The sequence below is a fragment of the Isoptericola sediminis genome (assembly GCF_013085345.1).
GTDB lineage: Bacteria > Actinomycetota > Actinomycetes > Actinomycetales > Cellulomonadaceae > Isoptericola > Isoptericola sediminis.
Window position 1 is genome coordinate 23,794 of record NZ_JABFAJ010000019.1, and the last position, 25,873, is coordinate 49,666.

The 25,873-nt window shown below is 73.7% G+C and carries 24 protein-coding genes; 10 read left to right on the top strand and 14 right to left on the bottom strand.

Going from position 1 to position 25,873, the window contains the following annotated elements; all coding sequences use genetic code 11:
* Positions 1-82 precede the first annotated feature (82 nt).
* From HLI28_RS10325 to HLI28_RS10365, 9 genes are all read left to right on the top strand, one after another.
* Positions 83-1,603 carry an ABC transporter ATP-binding protein gene (locus HLI28_RS10325; protein WP_171247443.1) on the top strand — a complete coding sequence of 507 codons (1,521 nt, stop codon included), beginning with the start codon at positions 83-85 and terminating at the stop codon, positions 1,601-1,603.
* 56 nt (positions 1,604-1,659) lie between these two features.
* Positions 1,660-2,946, top strand: a complete 1,287-nt coding sequence (locus HLI28_RS10330; protein ID WP_171247623.1) for an ABC transporter permease — start codon at positions 1,660-1,662, stop codon at positions 2,944-2,946.
* Positions 2,943-4,238 (top strand): ABC transporter permease, encoded by a 1,296-nt coding sequence (locus HLI28_RS10335; protein WP_171247444.1) that lies wholly within the window; start codon positions 2,943-2,945, stop codon positions 4,236-4,238. The genes HLI28_RS10330 and HLI28_RS10335 overlap by 4 nt, the downstream gene beginning before the upstream one ends.
* Before the next feature lie 4 nt (positions 4,239-4,242).
* Entirely contained in the window at positions 4,243-4,638 is a 396-nt protein-coding gene (locus HLI28_RS10340; protein WP_171247445.1) for a cytidine deaminase, read from the top strand.
* Positions 4,635-5,930, top strand: a complete 1,296-nt coding sequence (locus tag HLI28_RS10345; protein WP_171247446.1) for a thymidine phosphorylase — start codon at positions 4,635-4,637, stop codon at positions 5,928-5,930. The genes HLI28_RS10340 and HLI28_RS10345 overlap by 4 nt, the downstream gene beginning before the upstream one ends.
* A gap of 41 nt (positions 5,931-5,971) precedes the next feature.
* Entirely contained in the window at positions 5,972-6,220 is a 249-nt protein-coding gene (locus tag HLI28_RS10350; RefSeq protein WP_171247447.1) for a hypothetical protein, read from the top strand.
* Between the two features lie 63 nt (positions 6,221-6,283).
* On the top strand, positions 6,284-7,387 hold the full coding sequence (locus HLI28_RS10355) for an adenosine deaminase (protein ID WP_171247448.1): 1,104 nt from the start codon (positions 6,284-6,286) through the stop codon (positions 7,385-7,387).
* Positions 7,384-8,121, top strand: coding sequence for a deoxyribose-phosphate aldolase (deoC, locus tag HLI28_RS10360; protein WP_246246644.1), 738 nt, complete (start codon positions 7,384-7,386; stop codon positions 8,119-8,121). Before HLI28_RS10355 ends, deoC begins: the two co-directional genes overlap by 4 nt.
* Before the next feature lie 53 nt (positions 8,122-8,174).
* Complete coding sequence (locus HLI28_RS10365; protein ID WP_171247449.1) at positions 8,175-8,993, top strand: siderophore-interacting protein; 819 nt, start codon at positions 8,175-8,177, stop codon at positions 8,991-8,993.
* A gap of 153 nt (positions 8,994-9,146) precedes the next feature.
* Here the strand turns inward: HLI28_RS10365 and HLI28_RS10370 are convergent, their stop codons facing one another.
* Positions 9,147-10,913 (bottom strand): phospho-sugar mutase, encoded by a 1,767-nt coding sequence (locus HLI28_RS10370; protein ID WP_171247450.1) that lies wholly within the window; start codon positions 10,911-10,913, stop codon positions 9,147-9,149.
* A 13-nt stretch (positions 10,914-10,926) separates the two neighbouring features.
* Positions 10,927-11,778, bottom strand: a complete 852-nt coding sequence (locus HLI28_RS10375) for a purine-nucleoside phosphorylase (RefSeq protein ID WP_171247451.1) — start codon at positions 11,776-11,778, stop codon at positions 10,927-10,929.
* A gap of 59 nt (positions 11,779-11,837) precedes the next feature.
* On the opposite strand from HLI28_RS10375, the gene HLI28_RS10380 reads away from it, so the two are divergent.
* On the top strand, positions 11,838-13,286 hold the full coding sequence (locus HLI28_RS10380; protein ID WP_246246645.1) for an NAD(P)H-quinone dehydrogenase: 1,449 nt from the start codon (positions 11,838-11,840) through the stop codon (positions 13,284-13,286).
* Positions 13,287-13,416: 130 nt separating this feature from the next.
* Here the strand turns inward: HLI28_RS10380 and HLI28_RS10385 are convergent, their stop codons facing one another.
* The 12 genes from HLI28_RS10385 to HLI28_RS10440 all read right to left on the bottom strand — a co-directional run bounded on the left by HLI28_RS10385 (position 13,417) and on the right by HLI28_RS10440 (position 25,812).
* Positions 13,417-13,941, bottom strand: coding sequence for a hypothetical protein (locus HLI28_RS10385; protein WP_171247453.1), 525 nt, complete (start codon positions 13,939-13,941; stop codon positions 13,417-13,419).
* A 184-nt stretch (positions 13,942-14,125) separates the two neighbouring features.
* Positions 14,126-16,144 (bottom strand): endonuclease/exonuclease/phosphatase family protein, encoded by a 2,019-nt coding sequence (locus HLI28_RS15970; RefSeq protein WP_171247454.1) that lies wholly within the window; start codon positions 16,142-16,144, stop codon positions 14,126-14,128.
* Positions 16,141-16,641: an NUDIX domain-containing protein gene (locus tag HLI28_RS10395; RefSeq protein WP_343035785.1), complete on the bottom strand. Its 501-nt coding sequence runs from the start codon at positions 16,639-16,641 to the stop codon at positions 16,141-16,143. The genes HLI28_RS15970 and HLI28_RS10395 overlap by 4 nt, the downstream gene beginning before the upstream one ends.
* A 12-nt stretch (positions 16,642-16,653) precedes the next feature.
* Entirely contained in the window at positions 16,654-18,462 is a 1,809-nt protein-coding gene (locus tag HLI28_RS10400) for an ATP-binding protein (RefSeq protein ID WP_171247455.1), read from the bottom strand.
* 158 nt (positions 18,463-18,620) lie between these two features.
* Positions 18,621-19,283, bottom strand: a complete 663-nt coding sequence (locus HLI28_RS10405; protein WP_171247456.1) for a Maf family nucleotide pyrophosphatase — start codon at positions 19,281-19,283, stop codon at positions 18,621-18,623.
* 105 nt (positions 19,284-19,388) lie between these two features.
* Complete coding sequence (locus tag HLI28_RS10410; protein WP_171247457.1) at positions 19,389-20,309, bottom strand: AEC family transporter; 921 nt, start codon at positions 20,307-20,309, stop codon at positions 19,389-19,391.
* Between the two features lies 1 nt (position 20,310).
* A complete protein-coding gene (locus HLI28_RS10415; RefSeq protein ID WP_171247458.1) occupies positions 20,311-22,059 on the bottom strand; it encodes a DUF885 family protein in 1,749 nt (582 codons plus the stop codon).
* On the bottom strand, positions 22,056-22,838 hold the full coding sequence (locus HLI28_RS10420) for a tyrosine-protein phosphatase (protein ID WP_171247459.1): 783 nt from the start codon (positions 22,836-22,838) through the stop codon (positions 22,056-22,058). The genes HLI28_RS10415 and HLI28_RS10420 overlap by 4 nt, the downstream gene beginning before the upstream one ends.
* A 38-nt stretch (positions 22,839-22,876) precedes the next feature.
* Positions 22,877-23,434 (bottom strand): hypothetical protein, encoded by a 558-nt coding sequence (locus HLI28_RS10425; protein WP_171247460.1) that lies wholly within the window; start codon positions 23,432-23,434, stop codon positions 22,877-22,879.
* A complete protein-coding gene (locus tag HLI28_RS10430; RefSeq protein WP_171247461.1) occupies positions 23,431-23,670 on the bottom strand; it encodes an acyl-CoA carboxylase epsilon subunit in 240 nt (79 codons plus the stop codon). Before HLI28_RS10430 ends, HLI28_RS10425 begins: the two co-directional genes overlap by 4 nt.
* Complete coding sequence (locus tag HLI28_RS10435) at positions 23,667-24,209, bottom strand: hypothetical protein (RefSeq protein ID WP_171247462.1); 543 nt, start codon at positions 24,207-24,209, stop codon at positions 23,667-23,669. The genes HLI28_RS10430 and HLI28_RS10435 overlap by 4 nt, the downstream gene beginning before the upstream one ends.
* A gap of 25 nt (positions 24,210-24,234) precedes the next feature.
* On the bottom strand, positions 24,235-25,812 hold the full coding sequence (locus tag HLI28_RS10440) for an acyl-CoA carboxylase subunit beta (protein ID WP_343035787.1): 1,578 nt from the start codon (positions 25,810-25,812) through the stop codon (positions 24,235-24,237).
* Positions 25,813-25,873: the final 61 nt, after the last annotated feature.

Genomic DNA, 25,873 nt, shown 5'->3' on the forward strand with positions numbered 1-25,873 from the left:
GGTGGGTTCGCCCACCGTGTCCCGCCGTGCGGCGCGGCCTAGGCTGGCCGGCAGAAACGTAAGGAAAGGGCGGCTGACCGCGATGAGGCTCGAGCTGCGTGGGATCACCAAGCGCTTCGGCGCGCTGGTGGCGAACGACCACATCGACCTGGTGGTCGAACCGGGGGAGATCCACTGCCTCCTGGGCGAGAACGGCGCTGGCAAGTCCACGCTGATGAACGTCCTGTACGGGCTCTACGACGCCGACGAGGGCGAGATCCTCCTGGACGGCGAGGTCCAGAACTTCGAGGGCCCCGGCGACGCGATGGGCGCCGGGATCGGCATGGTGCACCAGCACTTCATGCTCGTGCCGGTGTTCTCCGTGGCCGAGAACGTCATGCTCGGCCACGAGACGACGTCGGGCCCGGGCATCCTCGACCTGGCGGCGGCGCGCGAGACCGTCCGCAGCACCGCCGACCGCTTCGGGTTCCACGTGGACCCGGACGCGCTCGTGGAGGACCTGCCCGTCGGTGTCCAGCAGCGCGTGGAGATCATCAAGGCGCTCAGCCGTGACGCCCAGGTGCTCGTCTTCGACGAGCCGACCGCGGTGCTCACCCCGCAGGAGACCGACGAGCTGATGGCGATCATGCGTCAGCTCAAGGACGAGGGCAAGGCCATCGTCTTCATCACCCACAAGCTGCGCGAGGTGCGCGAGGTCGCCGACCGCATCACCGTCGTCCGGCACGGCAAGGTCGTCGGCGAGGCCGAGCCGACCGCGTCGGACAACGAGCTCGCCTCGCTCATGGTCGGCCGGGCGGTCCAGCTCACCGTCGACAAGGAGCCCCCGCGGCACGGCGAGAACGAGCTCGCCGTGGAGCACCTCGTGGTCGCGCGCCCGGACGGCCAGGTCGTCGTCGACGACGTCAGCTTCACCGTCCACGGCGGCGAGATCCTCGTGGTCGCGGGCGTGCAGGGCAACGGGCAGACGGAGCTCACCGAGGCGCTCATCGGCCTGTACCCGGACTTCGAGGGGTCCATCCGGCTCGACGGCGAGGAGCTCAAGGGCCGCAGCGTCCGCAAGGTCCTCGACGCGGGAGTCGGCTTCGTGCCCGAGGACCGCAGCACCAGCGGCCTGGTCGGCGAGTTCACCATCGCCGAGAACCTCATCCTCGACCGGACCGACGGCGCACCGTTCGTGCGGGCGGGGTCCCTGCAGCTCGGCCTGCGCGACGAGTTCGCGCGCGAGAAGGTCGACGAGTTCGACGTCCGGACGACGGGTATCGACCTGCCGGTCGGCCGCCTGTCCGGCGGCAACCAGCAGAAGGTCGTCCTCGCGCGGGAGATGTCCCGCGAGCTGCGGCTGCTCGTGGCGGCCCAGCCGACCCGCGGCGTCGACGTCGGCTCCATCGAGTTCATCCACAAGCGCATCGTCGAGACCCGTGACCAGGGGATCCCGGTCGTCGTGGTCTCGACGGAGCTCGACGAGGCGGTGGCCCTCGCCGACCGGATCATGGTCATGTACCGCGGTCGCGTCGTCGGCATCGTGCCCGCCGACACCCCGCGCGACGTGCTCGGCCTCATGATGGCCGGCGTCGCGCCCGAGAGCGAAGGAGACGCCGCGTGAGCGAGACTCCGGACCGGCACTCCGCCGACTCCTCCGACAACCGGCTCGCGGCCGACATGGAAAAGGTCGACCCCGCGGCCGACCCGGGCCTCGCCGAGGCGCTCGAGCAGGAACGTGCCCGTGAGGCCGACGAAGACCGTTGGCAGGACGCCTTCCACCGGATCATCTCCGGTGGCTGGGCCGTGTCGCTCGGCGCGATCCTGCTCGCCGTCCTCGCCGGGTCGCTGATGATCATCGTCACCGACGAGGCCGTCCAGCAGGCGTCCGGCTACTTCTTCTCCCGGCCCTCCGACACGTTCGCGGCGGTCGGAGAGGCCGTCGGGGGCGCCTACTCGGCCCTCTTCCAAGGGGCCGTGTACAACTTCCAGGCCGAGACGTTCGCCGGAGCCATCCGGCCGCTGACGCAGACGCTGACCAACGCGACGCCGTTGATCGCCGCCGGTCTCGGCGTGGCGATCGCCTTCCGCGCGGGCCTGCTCAACATCGGTGGTCAGGGCCAGATGCTCATGTCCGCCGCCGCGGCCGGCTGGGTCGGGTTCGGCGTCACCGGGCTGCCGTTCCCGCTCCACCTGATCCTCGCCCTGGTCGCGGGCATCCTCGCCGGCGCCCTGTGGGCCGGTATAGCGGGTCTGCTCAAGGCGCGCACCGGGGCCCACGAGGTCATCGTGACGATCATGCTCAACTACGTCGCGTTCTACCTGCTGTCGTACTTCCTGGCGACGCCCGGGCTGATGCAGGCACCGGGGTCGGCGAACCCGAAGACCCCGCCGACACCCGAGTCCGCACAGCTGCCCCCGCTCCTCGGTGAGCGGTACAACCTGCACTGGGGCTTCATCCTGGCGCTGATCGCCGTCGCCGTCGTGTGGTGGATCCTCAACCGCTCGGCCGTCGGCTTCTCCTACCGGGCCGTGGGGCAGAACCCGCGCGCCGCGCGGGTCGCCGGCATCGACGTCTCGCGGTCCACCGTCTCGGTGATGCTCGTCGCCGGTGCGCTGGTCGGTCTGGCCGGGGTCACCCAGGTCCTCGGGACCGTGACCACCGGGTTCGGTGCGGACATCGACGCCGGGATCGGCTTCGACGCCATCACCGTGGCCCTGCTGGGCAACTCGAACCCGATCGGCGTGCTCGGTGCGGGCATCCTCTTCGGCGGGTTCAAGGCCGGTGGTTCCGCGATGCAGGCCGCCGAGGGCATCCCCATCGAGATCGTGCTCGTCGTGCAGTCCCTCATCGTGCTGTTCATCGCGGCACCGCCGCTGGTGCGCGCGATCTTCCGGCTCCCGCAGCCGGGCAGCAAGCCGAAGAAGAAGCGGTCGCAGGCCGCGCGGAAGGAGGTGGCGGCATGACCGCCCCGACCGTGGACGGCGCCACCACGGGTGCGCCGGACGCGCCCCGCACCGTCAGCACCATCTCGTGGAAGACGCCGATCGCGCTGGCCGTCGTGCTGGCGCTGTACGCCCTGCTGATGCTGCTCGCCCCGCGCGAGGGCAGCGCACGCTTCGCCCTGTCCACCCCGACGGACTTCTTCCAGATCCCGGTGTACGTGATCCCGGGCATGGGCACCGCCTGGGTGTGCGCCGCCGTCGCCGCGGCGCTGCTGGTCGTCTCGGTCCTGGCGACCCGGGACGGTCGCCGGACGCCGCTGTGGGTGACCAGCGTGTACGCCGCCGCCCTGCTCTTCGGCTTCCTCGCCTGGGCCGCCGCGGGCAGCCCGCGCGACCTGTCCGTCGTCGGGCTCCTCGGTGGCGCCGTCGCGCTGTCCGTGCCGCTGGTGTACGGCTCGTTGAGCGGTGTCATCGGTGAGCGGTCGGGCACGATCAACATCGCCATCGAGAGCCAGCTCCTGGCCGGTGCGTTCACCGCGGCGGTCGTGGGGTCGCTGACCAACAGCCCGTGGGCCGGGCTGGTGGCGGCCATGATCGCCGCCGCGCTGGTCGGCCTCGTCCTGGCGGTCTTCACGATCACCTACCGGGTGAACCAGATCATCGTCGGTGTGGTCCTCAACGTGCTGGTGATCGGCCTGACGAGCTTCTTCTACTCGCTGGTCCTGGTCCCCAACACCCAGACGCTGAACTCCACGACCCGGTTCGAGCGCCTGCCGATCCCGTTCCTCGAGCGGATCCCCGTCATCGGCCCGGTGCTGTTCGACCAGACGATCGTCGTGTACCTGATGCCCGTCGTCGTCTTCCTCGTCTGGTACGGCCTGTTCCGCACCCGGTGGGGGCTGCGGCTGCGTGCCGTGGGCGAGCACCCGCGCGCCGCGGACACCGTCGGCATCGAGGTGCTGCGCACCCGGTACCGCGCGCTGCTGATCGCCGGTGCCGTGGGCGGCATGGGCGGTGCGTTCTACACGGTGGTCTCCATCAACCAGTTCAACCGCGAGATGACCGCGGGTGCGGGCTTCATCGCCCTGGCCGCGATGATCTTCGGCAAGTGGAACCCGATCCGGGCGGCCCTGGCCGGCCTGCTGTTCGGGTTCGCCACGAACCTGCAGAACGTGCTCTCGGTCGTCGGGTCGCCGGTCCCGAGCCAGTTCATGCTGATGCTGCCGTACATCGTGACGCTGTTCGCCGTCGCCGGGCTCGTCGGCCGGTCGCGGCCACCAGCAGCGCTGGCCAGGCCCTACACGAAGGAGTAGCGCCGTGACGTCCTCGATCGACTGGGACGCCCTGCGGTCGGCCGCCACCGACGTGACCCGCCACGCCTACGTGCCGTACTCCGGGTACGCCGTCGGCGCCGCGGCGTACGCGGACGACGGCCGGCTGCTGGTGGGCTGCAACGTCGAGAACGCCGCCTACGGCGTGACGCTGTGCGCCGAGTGCTCCCTCGTCTCGGCCCTGGTGACCGGTGGTGGCGGGCGGCTGACCGCCTTCACGTGCGTCGACGCCCGCGGCCGCGTCATCACCCCCTGCGGCCGTTGCCGCCAGCTGCTGTGGGAGCACGGCGGTGCCGACCTGATCGTCGAGACGCCTCTCGGCGTCGTACCCATGTCCGACCTGCTGCCGCAGGCGTTCGGACCGGAGGACCTGGAACGATGAGCGAACCGTTCGACGCCGTCGACGTCATCCGCACCAAGCGGGACCGCCACCACCTGTCGGACGCCCAGATCGACTGGGTGATCGACGCCTACACGCGGGGTGTCGTCGCCGAGGAGCAGATGTCCGCCCTCGCGATGGCGATCCTGCTCAACGGGATGAGCCGGGGCGAGATCTCCCGCTGGACGCAGGCGATGATCGCCTCGGGCGAGCGGATGGACTTCTCCTCGCTGACGCGACCGACGGCCGACAAGCACTCGACCGGTGGCGTGGGGGACAAGATCACCCTGCCGCTGGCCCCGCTGGTCGCGGCGTTCGGCGTGGCCGTCCCGCAGCTCTCGGGCCGCGGTCTCGGCCACACGGGCGGCACGCTCGACAAGCTCGAGTCGATCCCCGGGTGGCGCGCCGCGTTGAGCAACGAGGACATGCTCGCCCAGCTCGACGACGTGGGCGCCGTCATCTGCGCCGCGGGTGCGGGACTCGCCCCGGCGGACAAGAAGCTCTACGCGCTGCGGGACGTGACGAGCACCGTCGAGGCGGTGCCCCTCATCGCGAGCTCGATCATGTCCAAGAAGATCGCCGAGGGCACGGGCGCGCTCGTCCTGGACGTCAAGGTCGGCTCCGGCGCGTTTATGAAGGAGCTGGCCCAGGCGCGCGAGCTCGCCCGCACCATGGTCGAGCTGGGCACCGACGCCGGGGTCCGCACCGTCGCCCTGCTGACCGACATGTCGGTCCCGCTCGGGCGCACGGCCGGCAACGCGCTGGAGGTCCGGGAGTCGGTCGAGGTGCTCGACGGCGGCGGCCCGGACGACGTCGTCGACCTGACCGTGGCGCTGGCCGTCGAGATGCTCGCCGCGGCCGGCCGTCCCGCGGACGAGGACGACGTCCGCCGCGCCCTGAGCGACGGACGGGCCATGGACGTCTGGCGGCGCATGATCGCCGCGCAGGGCGGTGACCCGGACGCGCCGCTGCGGACGGCGACGCACCAGCACCAGGTCGTCGCCGACCGCGACGGCGTGGTCACCGAGCTCGATGCCTACGCCGTCGGCGTCGCGGCCTGGCGCCTCGGTGCGGGTCGCTCCCGCAAGGAGGACCCGGTGCAGGCCGGCGCCGGCGTCGAGATCCATGCGCGGCCGGGCGAGCAGGTGGCGGCCGGTCAGCCGGTCCTGACGCTGCACACGGACACGCCCGAGCGGTTCGAGCGTGCCCTGGACGCGCTCGACGGCGGGTGGTCGCTGGGCGCGGTCGGCACGGCCGTGTCGCGTCGTCCGATCGTCCTGGACCGTCTGCACTGAGCCACCTCGCGTCGAGGCGCTCGGCACGACACCATGGGGGCATGAGCACCACCCCGAACGACGCCTGGCGGGACGCGGGTCTGGAGACCCCCGACGACACCACGAGCCTGGTCGAGGAGGCCGGGGCGCCGCCTGCGCGGCCGCAGCACGAGGCCGAGGTCGAGGACTACCACCCGGGCTTCCCCCGGCCGGACCTGGAGGGGTCCGCCAACGAGGCGGACGTGGTCGAGCAGGACATCGAGGTGCCGTCCGACGATCCGGACGACCTCGGCGGCACCGCGTCCGCGTGAGTCCGCTCACGGCGCCGCGGAGGAGTCCTCCGCCGCGCCGTGGGCGCAGGTAGGTTGGGGGCCATGACGCAAGCCCTTCTCGACGCCATCGGCGATCTGCCCAAGGTCCTGCTGCACGACCACCTCGACGGCGGGCTGCGGCCGCAGACGGTGCTCGAGCTCGCGGACGCGGTGGGGCACGAGCTGCCCGCGACCGACGCCGACGCGCTCGCCACCTGGTTCCGCGACGCCGCCGACTCCGGGTCGCTGCCGCGCTACCTCGAGACCTTCGACCACACGATCGCGGTCATGCAGACGCCGGAGGCGCTGGCCCGGGCGGCACGCGAGGCCGTGCTGGACCTTGCCGCCGACGGCGTGGTCTACGCCGAGCAGCGCTGGGCGCCCGAGCAGCACCTGCAGCGGGGGATGTCCCTGCCCGACACCGTGGAGGCCGTGCAGCACGGCATCGACGAGGGTGTGCGCGAGGCGGCCGAGCAGGGCCGCACCATCCGGGTCGGCCAGCTCGTCACCGCGATGCGCCACACCGACCGCTGGGTCGAGATCGCCGAGCTCGCCGTCGCCTACCGCGACGCCGGGGTCGTCGGCTTCGACATCGCCGGCCCCGAGGACGGTTTCGCCCCGGACCGGCACGCCGAGGTGTGGCGCTTCCTGGCGGAGCAGAACTTCCCGACCACGATCCACGCGGGTGAGGCCGCCGGCCTGGAGTCGATCTCCCAGGCGGTGCACCTGGGCCAGGCCGACCGGCTCGGGCACGGCGTGCGGATCATGGAGGACATCGTCTTCTCGGAGCACGACCGGTCCGCCACGCTCGGCCGGCTCGCGCACTGGGTCCGCGACCACCAGATCGCCCTGGAGGTGTGCCCGGTCTCCAACCTGCAGACCGCCGCCGCGCCCGGTGTCACCACGGTCGCCGACCACCCCATCACCCGCCTGAAGGAGCTCGACTTCGCCGTCACGCTCAACACGGACAACCGGCTGATGTCGCGGACGTCGATGTCGCACGAGATGCGGCTGCTCGTCTCGGAGGCGGGCTGGACGATCGACGACCTCGCCGACGTCACCATGACGGCCGCGTGGAGCGCCTTCATCCACCACGACGAGCGGCGCGCGCTCGTCGACGACCTGATCCTGCCCGGCTACCAGAAGATCGAGGGGGCTCTGCGATGAGCACCGAACCCATGACCGACCCGACCGTCCCGACCGACCGTGCCGCGCTGGCCCGCTACGTCGACCACACGCTGCTGAAGCCCGAGGCGACGGCCGCCGACGTCTCCGCGCTGGTCACCGAGGGTGCCGCGCTCGGGGTCTTCTCCGTCTGCGTCTCACCCACCTTCGTCTCGCACGCGGTCGAGTCCGCCGGTGGCCGGCTCGCCGTCGCCACGGTGTGCGGGTTCCCCTCGGGCAAGCACGCCTCGGAGATCAAGGCCGCCGAGGCCGCGCGCTCGGTGCTGGACGGTGCCGACGAGGTCGACATGGTCATCGACATCGGTGCGGCCAAGGCCGGCGGCTTCGACCTCGTCCAGGAGGACATCGCCGCGGTCCGTGCCGCCGTGCCGTCGGACAAGATCCTCAAGGTCATCATCGAGTCCGCCGCTCTCACGGACACCGAGATCGTCGCCGCCTGCCGGGCCGCCGAGGCCGCCGGGGCCGACTTCGTGAAGACCTCCACGGGCTTCCACCCGTCCGGCGGGGCCTCGGTGCACGCCGTCGAGCTGATGGCCGCCACGGTCGGCGGCCGCCTCGGGATCAAGGCGTCGGGCGGCGTGCGCACCCTGGACGACGCGCAGGCGATGATCGCCGCCGGCGCGACCCGGCTCGGGCTCTCCGGCACCGGTGCGGTGCTCGCCGGGTTCGACGAGGGCGGTGCGGACGAGGCGCCCGCCGGGACCGACGGCTACTGATCCGGGGCCGCCCCCGCTGACGGGTCCGCCGTCGGAGGTTAGGGTTGCCTACCATGACTGACACGACGGCGAGCCGCGGTGCTCCGCCCGCGGACCGGCGCACGCCGAGGACCGCGACGGTCAGCGCCGTGCGCCGGCTGACCCCGCACATGGTCCGGGTGACCCTGTCCGGGGGCGACCTGCCCGACGTCGACCCGACCGGGTGCACCGACCGGTACGTCAAGCTCGTGCTGGGGCCGCCGCCCGTGGAGGGCGCGCGGCCGGTGGTGCGGGCCTACACCATCCGTGCCGTCCGGGGCGCCTCCTGGGACCTGGACGTCGTGGTGCACGGCGACGAGGGCCTCGGCGGGCCCTGGGCCGCCACGGTCCGGCCGGGGGACGAGGTCACGTTCCTCGGACCCGGCGGCGGCTATGCGCCCGACCCCGCGGCTCCCTGGCACCTGCTCGTCGGTGACGAGTCGGCGCTGCCCGCCGTCGCGGCAGCGCTCGAGGCGCTGCCGGAAGGTGCCCGGGCGCACGCCGTCGTCGAGGTGGCCGGTCCGCAGGACGAGCTGCCGGTCGACACGGCGGCGGACGTCACGCTGACCTGGGTGCACCGCGGGACCGCGACGCTGGAGGACACCGTCCGGGGCCTGCACGCCGCCGGCGAGCTGCCTGACGGCGTCCCGCACGCGTTCCTGCACGGCGAGGCCGGCAGCGTCCGCGAGCTGCGCCGGTGGGCCCGCACCGTGCTGGGCGTGCCGCGCGAGCTGCTGTCGGCGTCCGGCTACTGGCGACGTGGTCACGACGACGAGTCCTGGCGCGCCGTGAAGAAGGACTGGAAGTCCGCCGTGGAGCAGGACGACGCCGCCATCGCGGCCACCCCGTCCTGACCGCCCCCGAGGAGATCCCCTCCGTGACCACCCCCTCGTGACCGACGAGCGTGCTCGTTCGGTCCTTCATCCGATGAGATGAGGGACCGAACGAGCACGCTCGTTGTTGATGGTGATGGTGATGGTGACGCGGTCGGCGGAGGGCGAGTGGCGTCAGAAGCCCAGCGCCGCGTTCATCTCCTTGGCGAGGGAGTTCAGCCGTTCCCGGGCCTCGACCCGTGCCGTGCCGACGTCGAGCGCCGTCGCGTCGACCCCGACGTCCGTGACGACCTCGAGGTAGCACTTCAGCTTCGGCTCCGTGCCCGACGGGCGCACCACGACCCGCGTGTCGTCCTCGGCCAGCAGCAGGACGCCGTCCGTCGGGGGGAGTCCCTCGTAGCCGTCCGCCAGGTCGGCGACGACCCGCACCGGTGACCCCCCGAGCTCGCGAGGCGGTTCGGCCCGGAGCCGTGACACGGCGGCGGGGATCTCGGACAGGTCGCTGAACCGGGCCGAGAGCTGGCCCGTGACGAACAGGCCGTGCGCGCGGGCCACGTCGTCGAGCGCGTCGATGAGCGTGCGACCCGAGGCCTTGAGCCGTGCGGCCAGGGAGGCCACCACGACGGCGGCGCTGATCCCGTCCTTGTCCCGGACGTGCTCCGGGTCGACGCAGTAGCCGAGCGCCTCCTCGTAGCCGAACACCAGGCCGGGTGCGCGGGAGATCCACTTGAACCCCGTCAGGGTCGTCGTGTGGTCCACCCCGGCGTCGGCGGCGATCCGCGCCAGCGCACGGGAGGACACCACCGAGCTCGCGACCGTCGAACCGGGACGGCCGACCGAGCGGGCCACCGCCTCGCTGCCGAGCAGGATGCCGACCTCGTCGCCGTGCAGCATCCGCCAGCCGCTCGACCGTGCGGTCTCCACGCCCTGGTGGGTGCCCTGGGTGATGTCCAGCACCGCGACCGCACAGCGGTCCGCGTCCGGGTCGTTGGCGATCACCAGGTCGGCGCCGCAGTCGATCGCCAGCCCGAGCGCCAGGTCCATCGCCCCGGCCTCCTCGGGGTTCGGGAACGCGACCGACGGGAAGTCGGGGTTCGGCGCGACCTGCTCCTCGACGGGGATGACGCGCGTGAACCCGGCGTCGCCGAGGGCCCGGGCGAGCATCGGCCCGCCCACGCCGTGCAACGACGTCGTCACGATCGTCAGGTTCGCGGCCGCGTCCGGTGCGGCGGTGCGCAGCGGCGCCAGCGAGGCGAGGTACTCCTGGACGATCTCCCGCCCGAGCACGGTCCACCCGTCGTCGGCGCGTGGGACCTCGTCGGCAGGGCCCACGTCCGTGACGTGAGCCGCGATGCGTTCGTCGTGGGGCGAGACGAGCTGGGCGCCCTGTCCCTCGTCGGTGACGACACGACCCCCGAGGTAGACCTTGTAGCCGTTGTCGGCGGCGGGGTTGTGGCTCGCGGTGACCATCACGCCCGCGTCGGCGTCCAGGCGCCGGACGGCGTAGGCGAGGACCGGCGTCGGCAGCGCGGCCGGCAGGAGCAGGACCTCGACGCCGGCGGCCGTCAGGACCGCGGCGGTGTTCCGGGCGAAGGTCGCCGACCGGTGGCGGGCGTCGTAGCCGACCACGACGCGCGGACCGGCACCGGGGCCGAGCGTGTCGTGCAGGTAGGCGCCCAGCCCGGCCGCGGTACGCACCACGACGGCGCTGTTCATGCGGTTGGGGCCGGCCGCCATCGTGCCGCGCAGACCGGCCGTGCCGAACTCCAGGGTGCCGTCGAACCGGTCCCGCAGGTCCGCCAGCGCCGACGGGTGCCGGGTGCCGCCGTCGGCGGAGGCGTACCCGACCAGGCGGGTCAGCTCGTCGACGTCCGTGTCGTCGATGTCGTGTCGAATCCAGTGCTCGACGCGGACGAGCAGCTCGTCCAAGGACTCCGTCATCCTGGTCTTCCCCCTAGATCTCGCGGACGATGCGGGCCAGCAGGTCGCTGATCCGCGGGCCGGCGGCCTGTCCGGCCTCGAGCACCTCGGCGTGCGACAGCGGGTGCGGGCTGACACCGGCTGCGAGATTCGTCACCAACGAGATCCCCATCACCTCCATGCCGGCGTGCCGCGCCGCGATCGCCTCCAGCGTGGTGGACATCCCCACGAGGTCGGCGCCCAGCACGCCGGCCATCCGCACCTCGGCGGGCGTCTCGTAGTGCGGGCCGGGGAACTGGGCGTACACGCCCTCCGGCAGCTCCGGGTCGACGGTCCGGGCCAGGTCGCGCAGCCGCGCCGAGTAGACCTCGGTGAGGTCGACGAAGGTGGCCCCCTCCAGCGGGGAGGTGGCGGTCAGGTTCAGGTGGTCCTTGATCAGCACGGGCTGCCCGGGGCGCCAGGCCATGTGCAGGCCGCCGCACCCGTTGGTCAGGACCGCCGTCGTGCAGCCGGTGGCCGCCGCGGTCCGCACGCCGTGCGCGACGCGCCGGACCCCGCGGCCCTCGTACAGGTGGGTACGTCCGCCGATGACGAGCGCGTTGCGGGTGGAACCGTCCGGCCGCTCGACCCGGATCGAGCGGGTCGTGGCGACGTGCCCGTCCACCGAGGGCCGCGCGAACCCGGGGATCTCGTGGGTGGGGAACTCGGCCACGACGTCGCCGACCAGCTCGGCGGCGCCGCCCCAACCGGACCCGAGGACGAGCGCGACGTCGTGGCCGCTGACGCCCGTGACCTCGGCGATGTGGTCGGCTGCTGCGCGGGCGACGTCGAACGGGTCGGTGGCCGGATCGTCGAGATCCGGCGTCGTAGCAGGTGTGGTGCTCATGGACCCGAGGGTATCCCTGCGAACGGCGGTCCGCCGGTGCTGCCACAATGGCACCCGTGATGGCCGAGAAGACTGCCCCTGCCGGACCCAACCGCACCGTCGTCGTCATCGGCGGCGGCCCCGGAGGCTACGAGGCCGCGCTCGTGGCCCGACGTGCGGGAGCCGAGGTGACGGTGGTCGAGCGCCACGGGCTCGGCGGCGCGGCCGTGCTGACCGACGTCGTCCCCTCCAAGACGCTGATCGCCACCGCCGAGTGGCTCACGTTCGCCGAGTCCGCCCCCGAGCTCGGCATCCGCACCGGCGGGTCCCCGGTCGTCCCCGGGGACGACCAGGAGACCCGGCGGGCGCTGGTCGACCTGGAGGCCGTCAACGCCCGGGTGCTGGCCCTGGCGGCCGCCCAGTCGTCCGACATCCGGTCCCGTCTCGAGCGCGAGGGCGTCGCCGTGGTCGAGGGCTCCGGGCGCCTCGACGGCCCCAGCCGGGTGGTGGTCACCCCGTCCGACGGCGGCGCCGAGCAGACCCTGGACGCCGACATCGTGCTGCTCGCCACCGGTGCCACGCCGCGCACGCTGCCGACGGCCGAGCCGGACGGCGAGCGCATCCTCACCTGGACCCAGCTGTACGACCTGGACGAGCTGCCGGAACGGCTCATCGTCGTCGGGTCGGGCGTCACCGGCGCCGAGTTCGCCGGGGCGTACCAGGCGCTCGGCTCCGACGTCGTGCTCGTCTCCTCGCGCGACCGGGTGCTGCCCGGTGAGGACGAGGACGCCGCCGAGCTGCTCGAGGGCGTGTTCCGGTCCCGCGGCATGACCGTGATGTCGCGCTCGCGGGCCGCCGCCGCCGAGCGCACCGACGACGGTGTCGCCGTCACGCTGGAGGACGGCCGCGTGGTCGAGGGCTCGCACGTCCTCATCGCCGTCGGCGGTGTGCCGAACACCGAGGGGCTCGGGCTGGCCGAGGCCGGCGTCGCGGTCCGCCCGTCCGGTCACGTCGACGTCGACCGCGTCTCGCGCACCTCGGTGCGCGGCGTCTACGCCGCGGGAGACTGCACGGGGGTGCTGCCGCTGGCGTCCGTGGCGGCGATGCAGGGCCGGGTCGCGATGGCGCACGCCCTCGGCGACGCCGTCGCGCCGCTGCGGCTGGGCACGGTGGCCGCCAACATCTTCACCGCCCCGGAGATCGCCACGGTGGGGGAGTCCGAGGCCCGGCTGCGCGAGCGCGGGTCCCGCTACATCACCACGACGCTGCCGCTGGCGCGCAACCCGCGCGCGAAGATGCACGGCGTGCACGACGGCTTCGTGAAGCTGTTCGCCCACCCGGAGGCCGGGGTCGTACTGGGCGGCGTCGTCGTGGCCCCCCGCGCCAGCGAGCTGATCTTCCCGATCACGCTCGCGGTCTCCCACCGGCTCACGATCGACGACGTCGCGGACGCGTTCACCGTCTACCCGTCGCTCACGGGCACGATCGGGGAGACCGCACGGGTGCTGCACGGCCAGCTGACGGACTGACACCGGGCCCGTCGGCGACGGACGCGGAACCGCCCCCCTCGCCGTCGTCGGCAGGCGAACCGGCGACGGGAAGGGGGCGGCGTCGTGCGAGCCGGACCGCTGCCCGGCTCCTGATGCGGTGTCCGTTCTCCTAGTTGTTGCCGTGGCCGACAGGAGCCCCGAACGAGAACGACTCGTCGCCGAACGAGTAGAAGGCCCCGCTCGTCTCGTCCTCGATGGAGATGTTCGACCAGGTGCCGGCGGTCAGCGTGGAGGTCTGTCCGTTCGGGCAGTCCAGCGCCTCGTCGGCGGGAACGACCTGCAGCGTCACGGACCCCTTGATCTGTCCGTTCTTCCCGGCCGTGAACTCGTCGCTGCCGGAGACCGTCGTGCTGATCGTGGTCTTCTTCGGGTCGGCCGGGTTGTTGCCCCCGCCGTTGATGCACTGGTACGTCGCCTCGAGATCGGCGGTTGCGGTGACCGTCTCGACGGCGCCGCTGGGAAGGCCCGCTTCCTTGAAGGAGACCGTGAGGGAGTAGTCGCCGCCGAGGGAGGCGTCCATGAAGTTCCCGATGAAGTGCGGATTGCCGTTGGGTGCGGCCATGGCCGGGCTCGCGGCGAGCAGCACCGCCGCCCCCACCGCTGCCAGGGCAGCGGCGACTCGCTGGGTGAACATGATCGATTCCTCTCCAGGGAACCGCTGATACCTGGGCGTCCCCGGACCCGGCCGACGCCCCCGTTGCGTCGATGCGGATTCCCTTTATCACAGTACGCCGGGCTCCGCAGGACTTCTAGGGTCGACATCACCCGGCAGCACCGCTCGGCTCGGGCGGGCCCCGTCTCGCCTCGGCCGGGAACCTCTAGCCCGCCGTCCCGTCGGCGCCCTCGACGGTCACCAGGAGCGGCCGGTGGTCGGAGGCGACGACGTCCAGCACCTCGAACGACGTGACGGTCAGGTCCGCGGAGACGAAGACCCAGTCCACGCGGTAGCGGGGAGCAGCGGCCGGCGAGGTCAGTGCGGCCGGGTCGCCGGCGGCGTCCTGGGCACTGACCAGCCCGGCGTCGGCGAGGACCTCGAGCTCGGGCCAGCCCGGTTCGGCGTTCAGGTCGCCGGCCAGCAGGTAGGGGCCGTCGACCGGCTCGGCGGCGACGAGGGTCTCGAGCTGGTCGCGCCGGGTCGCCCCGTTCTCCTCGCGGTGCTGCAGGTGCGTGACCACGACGCGGACCTGCTCGGTGCTCGCCGGCCCGGCCGTGTCGAGTGGACGGAACGTCGCGGCCAGCGCGGACCGGTCCTGCGGGCCCTCCCCGTACGGCAGCTCGACGCGCTCCACGTCGCTCGCCGTGACGCGGGCCGGGTCCCACAGCAGGGCGTTGCCGAACCGTCGGTCCGCCGCGGGGACGAACGCGTGCTCCAGGCCCGTCTCGTGGGCCAGGAAGGTCAGCATGTCGGCCCCGCCGCCGACCACCCAGCCGCGGGAGACCTCCTGCAGGGCGACGACGTCGGCGCCGGAGGAGCGGATGACCTCGGCCATCTCGCCGAGGCGCACCGACGGGTCGGCGCTGACGCCGTAGTGCACGTTCCAGGACAGCACGGTGAGCTGCCCGCGGTCCGCCGGGCCGGGACCGGGCGCACCGTCGCGGCCCGTGTCCGCGGTGGCCGTCACCACGACGCCGACCACCGCCAGCGCGGCCACCGCACCGGTGAGCAGAGGCCCCGCGGTCGGGGTCAGGCGGGCCAGCCGGCGTGAGCCGATGAGGGAGGGCAGGGCGACCGTCGCGGCCGTGACCACGGGCACCAGGCCCGCGGGCACCGGCAGGGGGACGTCGAAGTGCACCTGGTAGAGCAGCAGGGGCAGCGCCGTGCCCAGGCCGGTGGCCGCCGTGACCCCGACCAGCCGCCGGCCGCCGAGGTCCCGGGCCGGTCGCGACCACGCGGCGGTCAGCGTCCGGGCCCCGGCAGCGGGCAGCACCGCCGCCACGAGAAGCAACGTCACCGACCAGACCATCGGCGGGTCGGCGAGGCGGGGCACGGTGAGGAACAGCAGCCAGGTGCCGCCGACGAAGGTCACGGCGGACGCCCACGGCCCGACGACGGGGCGGTGCACGGACAGCGCGATCCCGACCGCGAGGGCTGCGAGAGCCGTGCCGGCCGCCGCGGCCGCCATCGGCAGCTCGGTGGTCGCGGCGACGAACGCCGGGTTCGCGAACGACTGCACCCCGAGGGCGACGAACGGCCCGAGCAGCCACAGCCCCCGGGCGCCCGGCCGTGCCGGGCCGCGGCGCAGGCGCACCGCGGTCCACAGGGCTCCGGCGCCGAGAGCGGCCGTGACGGTCCAGCCCGCCACGTCCGCGCGCCAGACGGCGTCCCAGGTGTCCAGCAGCACGAGCACGGCGGCGGAGCCGAGCAGACCCAGCGTCACGCCGCGGGCCACGAGGGAACCCGGCGCGCCGCCGCGGTCCTGCCCGGTGCCGGCGGCCGCGGGCGGGGTCCCGGAGGCGAGCGCGGCGACCAGGACGAGCGTGCCGAGGCCGAGGGCGACGGTGCCCAGCCCGCCGTAGAACCGGACCACGCCCAGCTCGGGGGCCAGCGGCACGGCGGCGATCCGCGTCCCGAGCAGCTCGAGGGCGAGGCGCGCGGCCACCAGCACGGACACCGCGACCAGCACGGTGCGCCCCGTGACCGGCCGGCCGAGGGTCAGCGCGGCGACGACGACCGTCGGCGCGAGGTACGTGACCACCGCGGCGACCGATGCCGTGGCGACGCCGTCGGCCAGGGCGCGGTCGAGCAGCGGTCCGCTCGCCCGGACGAGCTCGGCGACCACGGCCGTGACCAGCGCGAGCAGCACGAGCAGGTGCCGGTCGCGCGAGGTCGGGTTCACCCTCGGGAGGCTATCGCGAGCAGGCGCGGCACGGCCTCGGCGAACGCGGGGTGCAGCGGCAGCTCGGCCAGGGCCGGGACCGGGACCCAGGCCACCTCGATGCTCTCGTGGTCGGTCGCCGCCGGGACCAGCTCGACGCCGTCGGCCACGTGACCGACCACGGTGGTGTAGGTCCACACCCCGTGGTCGAGCACGTGCTCGCCGACGACGAGCACCCCGGCCGGGTCGATCCCGGCCTCCTCGGCGGCCTCGCGCAGGGCACCCGCCTCGGGGGACTCGGTCGGGTGGACGGCTCCGCCCGGGATGCCCCAGGTGCCGCCCTCGTGGGACCACGTGGCCCGGTGCTGCAGCACGACGTCGGTCACCTCGCCGGAGGCGCTGACGTCGTGGCGCACGAGGAACAGCCCGGCGGCCCCGTGCAGCCCCCAGTGGCGGTGGTCGCCGCAGGTCACCCAGCCGTCACCGGGGTGTCGGTGGTGCGCAGGACCTGGCAGCACGGGGCGCACGGGTCAGGAGATCTCGCAGATGGCCGTGCCCGCGGACACGCCGACGCCCGGTTCCAGGGTCAGCGCGGTGACGATGCCGGCCCGGTGGGCCGTGATGGGCTGCTCCATCTTCATCGCCTCGAGCACGACGACGAGGTCGCCCTCGGCCACCTCGTCGCCCTCGGTCACCGCGACCTTGACGATGGTGCCCTGCATCGGGGAGGCGAGGGTCGTGCCGGCGTTGCCGCCGCCCGCGGCACGGCCGTTGCGGCGCGCGCGGCGTGCCGGACGGGCGGCGTCGGCGCGCCGGGCGCGGCCCGCGGCCATGCCCAGACCCGCCGGCAGCACGACCTCGAGCCGGCGACCGCCGACCTCGACGACGACGCGCTCGGGGGCCTCCTCGACCGCCTCCTCGCCGTCGGCGGCGGGTGCCGGGGCGGCGGTGGAGAGGGACGAGAGCTCGCCCGCGAAGTCCGTCTCGATCCACCGGGTGTGCACGGCGAAGTCGTCGGCGGTGGCGTCCTCGCCGGCGGCCGGGACGAAGTCGGTCGCCTCCAGCACCGCACGGTGGAACGGGACCACCGTCGGGATGCCGGCGACCTCGAGCTCGCGCAGGGCGCGACGCGCGCGCTGGACGGCCTGCGTGCGGTTCGCGCCGGTCACGATCAGCTTGGCGATCATCGAGTCGAACAGCCCGGAGATGCTGTCGCCCTCGACGACGCCGGTGTCGACGCGCACGCCCGGCCCGGAGGGCCAGCGCAGCGTGGACACGGTGCCCGGGGCCGGCAGGAACCCGGCGGCCGGGTCCTCGCCGTTGATGCGGAACTCGAGGCTGTGGCCGCGCACCGTGGTGCCGTCGTAGCCGAGCTCCTCGCCGTCGGCGATCCGGAGCTGCTCGCGCACCAGGTCGATGCCCGTGACCTCCTCGGTCACCGGGTGCTCGACCTGCAGGCGGGTGTTGACCTCGAGGAACGACAGCGTGCCGTCGGTGCCCACGAGGAACTCGCACGTGCCGGCCCCGACGTACCCGGCCTCGCGCAGGATGGCGCGCGAGGCGCGGTCGAGCTCGGCCTCCTGCTCCGGGGTCAGGAACGGGGCGGGGGCCTCCTCGACCAGCTTCTGGTGGCGGCGCTGCAGCGAGCAGTCGCGGGTGGAGACCACCACGACGTTGCCGTGCGCGTCGGCCAGGCACTGCGTCTCCACGTGCCGGGGACGGTCGAGGTAGCGCTCGACGAAGCACTCGCCGCGGCCGAAGGCCGCCACGGCCTCGCGCACCGCGGAGTCGTACAGCTCCTCGATCTCGTCGTCGGTGCGGGCGACCTTCAGGCCGCGGCCACCGCCGCCGTAGGCCGCCTTGATGGCGATGGGCAGGCCGTGCTCGGCCGCGAAGGCGCGCACCTCGGCGGCGTCCGCCACCGGGTCGGCGGTGCCGGGGACGAGCGGGGCGCCCGCCCGCTGGGCGATGTGCCGGGCGCTGACCTTGTCGCCGAGCGACTCGATCGCGGCGGGCGGCGGGCCGATCCAGGTGAGCCCGGCGTCGAGGACCGCCTGGGCGAAGCCGGCGTTCTCCGACAGGAACCCGTAGCCCGGGTGGACGGCGTCGGCGCCCGAGCGGCGCGCGACGTCGAGCAGCTTGTCGACGTCCAGGTAGGTGTCGGCGGCGCGAGCGCCGTTCAACGCGAACGCCTCGTCGGCGAGCCGGGCGTGCAGCGCCTGCCGGTCCGGGTCGGCGTAGACCGCGACGGAGGCGATGCCGGCGTCGGCGCAGGCACGGGCGATGCGGACGGCGATCTCACCACGGTTGGCGATGAGGACCTTGCTGATGGAGGGCACGGCTCACGGTAACGCGCACCGACCGCTCAGCCCGTACTCCCCGCGCCCTCGGGGAGAAGTCTGTGCCGGGTGCCAACGCCGGTCACGGCCGTTTGTGCACATCCCACATGGACCGGGGGTCCGGGGGCCCGGGGGAGGGGCGTGCGTTGGCGGTTTCGTCAGGCTCCGGTGCCGTCGCGCAGGGTGTGCCACGGCACGTCGATCTCCGCCAGCAGCTCGCGCAGCAGCGGCAGGGACACCCCGACCACGCCGTGGTGGTCGCCCTCGAGCCGCTCGACGTACGGGCCGCCCAGACCGTCGATCGTGAAGGCGCCCGCCACGTGCAACGGCTCGCCGGTGGCGACGTAGGCGTCGATCTCCTCGTCGTCGAGGTCGGCGAACCAGACCGTCGTCGAGCTCGTGGCGCCGATGGTCGCGCCGGTGCCGCCGTCGTCCGGGTCGCGGGCGTCGACGACCCAGTGGCCGCTGTGCAGCACACCCGACCGGCCGCGCATGGTGCGCCAGCGCTCGCGTGCCTCGTCCGCGTCGGCCGGCTTGCCGACGACCTCGCCGTCGATCTCCAGCATCGAGTCGCAGCCCAGCACCAGGCCGTCGGTGTCGCCCGCGTCGCCCTCCTCGATCCGGCGGGCCACCTCCTCGGCCTTGGCCTGGGCGAGGACGAGCACGGCGTCCGACGGCGGCAGGTCCGGGTAGCGTTCCCGGGCCGCGGCGAGCACCGCGTCCTCGTCGACGCCGCTCACCATCACGGCAGGGTCGACGCCGGCGCTGCGCAGGGTGGAGAGGCGGGCGGGGGACTGGCTGGCCAGGACGAGTCGCGTCACGCTCGGCACCCTACCCGCCCCACCCCCGACGTTGTGGGCATGAGATCTGCAGCTCTCGTCGGGGGCGGGGCCGCAGATGGCATGCCCACGACGTCCGGAGCGACGTCAGGTGAGCAGGGCGGCCGCGGCGATCATCACCACGGGCGAGGCGAGGGTCGTCATGAGCACCGTGTCCCGGGCCAGCACCTCGCCCCGCCGGAACCGGGCCGCGTAGTTGTAGATGTTCTGCGCCGCCGGGAGGGCCGCGAGCGTCACCGCCGTCGCGACCGCCTCGTCGTCCAGGCCGAACCCGAACCGCGCGACGGCGAACGCGACCGCGGGCATGACCAGCGCCTTGAGCACGGTCGCCAGGACCACGGGCGCCCGGCCCTCCTCGCCGCGCAGCGGCCGCGAGCCGTGCAGGGACATGCCGAACGCCAGCAGGATCATCGGCACCGCGGCGCCGCCGAGGATCTCCAGCGGGGCCAGCACGACGTCGGGGACCGTCACGCCGGTCAGGGAGACCGCCGCCCCGGCCAGGGCGCCCAGGATGATGGGGTTGCGCACCGGCTGGCTGAGGACGAACCCGAGCGACACCCGTCGGCTGGTGGCCGAGTCCAGCAGGAGCAGCACCAGCGGCGAGACGACGAGCAGCTGCAGGCCGATGATCGGCACCACCGCCGTGGCGTCGCCGATGACGTACGCGGCCACCGGCAGGCCGATGTTGCCGGCGTTGACGTATCCCGACCCGAGCGCGCCGATCGCGGTCTCGGGGACCTCCAGCCGCCACCAGAGGCGGTTGACGACCACGAACGCGCCGGCCGCCGTCAGCGCCGCGACGAGCTGGACGAGCAGTGGGGCCCCCAGCAGCCGGCCCAGGTCGGCGTCGGCCACGATCGTGAACAGCAGGGCCGGGGAGGCGATGAAGAACCCGACCCGGTTCAGCGCCTCCCGGGCGTGGACCCCACCGATCCGCAGCCGGGCGGCGACGTAGCCCGCCGCGACGACGAACCCGATGATCGCGAACCCGGTGAGGACCCCCTGCACGTCAGGCGAGCGAGGAGCGCAGCACGTCCAGCCCGACCGACCCCAGACCCAGCGCCCGGGCGTGGAAGGCCCGCAGGTCGAACTCCTCGCCCCGGGCCTCGGCCGCCGCGCGGTGCTCGTCGCGGATCTGCTCCCACAGCCGCTGGCCGACCTTGTACGACGGCGCCTGGCCCGGCCAGCCGAGGTAGCGGTCCAGCTCGAAGCGCAGGAAGTCCGCGTCCATGTCCGCGTTCGAGGTCAGGAAGTGCCAGGCCTTCTCGGCGTCCCAGGTGCCGCCGCCCCACTCCTCCGGGCACGGCTTGCCCAGGTGCACGCCCAGGTCGAGGACGACGCGGGCCGCCCGCAGCCGCTGGGCGTCGAGCATGCCGAGCCGGTCACCCGGGTCGTCCAGGTGCCCGAGGTCGGCCATGAGGCGCTCGGCGTACAGCGCCCAGCCCTCGCCGTGGCCGGAGACCCAGCAGGCCAGGCGGCGCCACCGGTTCAGCGTGTCCGACGCGGACACCGCCGCGGCGCACTGCAGGTGATGCCCCGGCACCCCCTCGTGGTAGACGGTCGTCGTCTCGCGCCAGGTCGTGAACTCCGTGACGCCCGGCGGGACCGACCACCACATGCGGCCCGGACGGGAGAAGTCGTCGCTCGGCGGGGTGTAGTAGATGCCCCCGGTCTGGGTGGGAGCGATGCGGCACTCGACGGTCCGGACCGGGCCCTCGATGTCGAAGTGCGTGCCGGCCAGGGCCTCGATCGCCGCGTCGGCCGTGGTCTGCATCCAGGTGCGCAGCGCGTCGGTGCCGTGCAGCTGCCGCTCGGGGTCGGCGTCCAGCACCGCGACGGCGTCGGTGACGGTCGCGTCCGGGCCCGCGATCTCCCGGGCGACGGCCTCCTGCTCGGCCACGATGCGGGCCAGCTCGGCCAGCCCCCACTCGTAGGTCTCGTCCAGGTCGACCGTGGCGCCGAGGAACGCGCGGGAGGCCAGCGCGTAGCGCTCGCGGCCCACGGCGTCGTGCTCCGGGGCCTGCGGTGCGAGCTCGTGCTCCAGGAAGTCCGCCAGCTCGCCGTAGGCCGCGCACGCGGCGGCGGCACCCCGCTCCAGCTCGGCCCGCACGAGGCTGCAGGCGGCCGAGTCGTCCAGCACGCGCGCGGCGTCGTCACCCCGCACCAGGGCGGTGAACGTCGACTCCGGACCCGCGAGGTCGCGGGCCTGCCCGACGGCGGCGCGCACCTGACGGATCGCCGCCACGCGGCCCCGCTCGGCGCTCCAGCGCAGCGAGGCGGTGTAGCCGGCCAGCGCCTCCGGGACGGCGTTCAGCCGCGCGGCGATGTTCTCCCAGGCCTCCACGGTCCCGGTGGGGACGACGTCGAACACGTCGCGCAGCTCCTGGACCGGGGAGGCGATGTTGTTCAGCATCGCCTGCACCTCGCCCGCGGCGTGCAGCTCGAGGCCCAGGCCGATGCGCTCGCGCATCGCCGCCAGGGTGACCCGGTCCACGTCGTCGACGGGTGCCTCGCCGGCGGCCTCCAGCTCGTCGAGCTCGCGCAGGATCGCGCGGTCCAGGTCGGCACGTGCCTCGTGACCGGCGGGCGAGAAGTCCGGCAGCTCGTGGTCGTGCCCGGGCAGGCCCATGAACGAGGCCGCGATCGGGTCGAGCGCGGCGGACCGCAGGACGTAGGCGTCCGCGGCGGCGTCGAGGGCGGTGGGGGTGCGGGGCGCGGTGGCGCTCGAGGTGGCGGCGCCGAGGGTGTCGTGGGTCACCCGACCGAGGCTATCCCAGCGTGTCGAGGGGATTCCCTCCGGTCGTCCCCCGCCGTGGTCGCGGTGAGCAGCGCGCGGAGCCGTCGGCGGTGCTCCGTCGCGAGGCCGACGGCGTCGAACGCCTCCTCGGTGCGTGCCGCCACCTCGGCGACGAGCGGCGTCGTGCGTGACACCCAGGACTCCACCTGTGCCGTGGTCCACGTCTGCTGCCGGTCCGCCGTCGGTGCGTGGGACGGTCGGCCCGCCATCGCGCGGACGGACGCGGCGTAGTCGTCGGCCACGTCGTCCGGGGAGACACCCGCGTGCCCCAGCAGCAGGGCGCTGATCATGCCCGTGCGGTCGCGTCCCGCGGAGCAGTGCACGAGCACCCCGGGCCTGGCGTCCGCGACCGCCTCGAGGGCGGTGCGCACGAGGTCCGGCAGGATCCGCCAGTTGTGCGGCCAGTACTCCGGGGAGTCGAGGATCGGGAAGCAGGTCCGGCGGAACTCGGGGTCGGCGCGGTCCTCGGTGGGTGCCGCCACCACCGTGACGCCGTCGTGCGCCGCCTGCGGGACCACGGGGTCGCCGTCGCGGGGGCCGACCTCGTCGGCGCAGCGCAGGTCCACGACGGTGCGCACGCCCCAGGCACGGGCCGCCGTCCAGCCCGCCGCCGTGAGCCGTTCACGGCGCGGCCCGCGCGCGACCCGCCCCGTCAGCGTCCGGCCCGTCGGTGACAGTGGCGTCACCAGACCTCCGAGGTCACGGACGTTCGGGCAGCCGTCCCAGGGCAGGTCACGCATTCGCCCAACCTAGCGGGCGGCCGGGAGGGGCCGGGGGATCAGCGGGTCCGGCGGCGGACCTGGTCGGCCCAGTCGCGGTGGTAGCGGGCCACGACGTCGTCGGAGCCCGGGGCCCACCACACGGCGACGGGATCGCCCGGGCGCGGGCCGAGGGGGTCGCCGTCGGACACGAGCAGCGACCACGTGTCCTCGGCCGTGTCGCCGTCGCGGGGGTAGCTGAGCAGTCCCCGCAGCATGACGCCGTCGCCGACGGGACGTTCGGTGACCGTCACCGAGCCCGTCGTCGACCGGGCGTCCCGGCGCAGCGCCTCCACTCCTCGGGTCTCGCGGGCGAGCCGCTGGTCGTCGCGGTAGCGGACCAGGGCCGCCACGGCGGTGACCGCGAGCAGGGCGAGCAGTGCCAGCATCAGGCCCAGCTCGAGCTCACCGGAGGGGTTCTCGACCAGGCGCTGCGTCGCGTACACGCCGGCGCTCGCCGCCAGGGCGGGGGCCCACAGCCAGCGACGCAGCCAGCCGGGCCGCTCGGGGGTCGGCAGGTCGCCCAGCGGTGCGTCGACGGCGGCGGCCGAGTCCACCTGCTGCCAGCGCACGCTCACGACCGGAAGCTCCAGCGCCAGGCGTCCATGTTGTGGCGTCCGGACCGGCCGCCGAAGCTGCGGGCCGTGGCCGCACCGTTGCCGCGCAGGTTCCGGGCGTGGTTGGTCCACTCGTCCACGGGCGCGACGTCGTCGGGCAGGTCGTCCTGCGCCGACACGGCCGCCAGACCGGCCACGAGCGCGGCGACCTCGAGATCGTCGGGCGCCCCGCGCACCACGCGTACCTGGGGGGTCATGCGTCCTCCTCGTCGTCGGGGTCGTTGCCGAAACCCGGGGCCAGGCCGCGCGAGGCGGCCCACTCCATCACCTGGTACCCGCCCTCGGTCATCCGGGTCGCCGCGTCCTGACCGGCCTCGTCGAGCAGCTCGATGACGCCGTCGAGCGTCATCGACGCCCCGGGCGGCGGGTCGGCGACGACGAAGCCCAGGTAGAACACCTCCGCGGAGACCGTCCCCTCGGGCAGGTCCTCCGACTCGTCCTCGACCTGCGTGCCGGGCTCGGGCTCCCAGACCGACGTCGTCAGGTCCGGGTGCATCCCCAGCGCGTCGTGCAGCGTGTCGAACAGGGCGGCGTTGAGCGTGCCGACCTGGTTCTCCAGCGCGAGGATCCGCGGGTCCTCGTCGGCCTCGGTGGCGCCGAACTCGGCCCGCACCCCGACGGCCGCGTCGACGTACCGGTGCAGCGCCTCGGCGAGCGAGTCCACGGCGCGGTGCATCGGGTCCGGGTCGACGTCGCCCAGCGGCGCCGGTCCGTGGGTGGCGTCCTCGTGGCTCATCGCTCGATCTTCTCAGACACGTCCCTCACAGGGGGATGTTGCCGTGCTTCTTCGGCGGCAGGCTGGCGCGCTTGGTGCGCAGGGCTCGCAGCGACCGGACCACCTGGACGCGGGTCTCCGAGGGGCGGATCACCGCGTCGACGTAGCCTCGCTCGGCCGCGTCCCACGGGTTGACGATCGCGTCGGTGTACTCGTCGGTGAGCCGGGTCCGCTCGGCCTCGACGTCCTGCCCGTCCGCCGCCGCGGTCTTCAGCGCCCGCCGGTGCAGGATGTTCACGGCCCCCGAGGCGCCCATGACGGCGATCTGCGCCGTCGGCCACGCAAGGTTGACGTCGGCGCCCAGCTGCTTGGACCCCATGACGATGTACGCCCCGCCGTACGCCTTGCGGGTGATCACGGTGACCAGCGGCACGGTCGCCTCGGCGTAGGCGTAGATGAGCTTGGCGCCGCGGCGGATGATGCCGTCGTGCTCCTGGCCGACACCGGGGAGGAACCCCGGCACGTCGACGAAGGTCAGCACCGGGATGTTGAACGCGTCGCAGGTGCGCACGAAGCGGGCGGCCTTCTCCGAGGCGGCGATGTCCAGGGTGCCGGCCATCGACTGCGGCTGGTTGGCGATGACGCCGACGCTCTGACCCTCGACGTGGCCGAACCCGACGAGCACGTTCTGCGCGTACAGCGGCTGCACCTCGAGGAACGAGTCCGGGTCCAGGACCGTCTCGACCACCGTGCGCATGTCGTACGGCTGGTTGTCGCCGTCCGGGACGATCGCGTCCAGCGCCTCGTCGTCCGGCGTGGCCTCCAGCGCGGTCTCCTCCTCGGGCGGGAACGTGGGCGCGTCCGAGAGGTTGTTCTGCGGCAGGTACCCCACCAGGTGGCGCACGTAGTCGATCGCGTCGTCCTCGTCGGCACCCAGGTAGTGCGCGACGCCGGAGGTGGCGTTGTGCGTGTGGCCACCGCCGAGCGTCTCGAAGTCCACGTCCTCGCCGGTGACGGTCTTGATGACGTCCGGGCCGGTGATGAACATGTTCGACGTCTGGTCGGCCATGACGATGAAGTCGGTCAGCGCCGGGGAGTACACGGCGCCGCCGGCGCTCGGCCCGAGGATGAGCGAGATCTGCGGGACGACGCCCGAGGCCGCGACGTTGCGGCGGAACATCTCGGCGAACTGCGTCAGCGCGGCCACACCCTCCTGGATGCGGGCCCCGCCGCCGTCGGAGATGCCGATGATCGGCACCCCGATCCGCAGCGCGAGGTCCTGGACCTTGGCGATCTTCTCGCCGTGCACCTCGCCGAGAGACCCGCCGAAGACGGTGAAGTCCTGGGAGAACACGCAGACCTGGCGGCCGTCGATGGTGCCGTGGCCGACCACGACACCGTCGCCGGGCAGGCGCTTGCTGTCCATGCCGAAGTTGCGGCTGCGGTGCATCGCCAGGGCGTCCAGCTCGGTGAAGCTGCCCTCGTCGAGCAGGTCGTCGATGCGCTCGCGGGCGGTCTTCTTGCCGCGCGCGTGCTGCTTGGTGCGGGCGTTCTCCTCGGGCTCGGTGACCGCGGCCGCGCGGCGTCGGTCGAGCTCGGCGAGCTTCTCGGCAGTGGTCTTCACACTGGCGACCCTAGGACTCCCCGGCGCGCGGGGCGATGCGCGACAGGCCGTGTCGACCCCG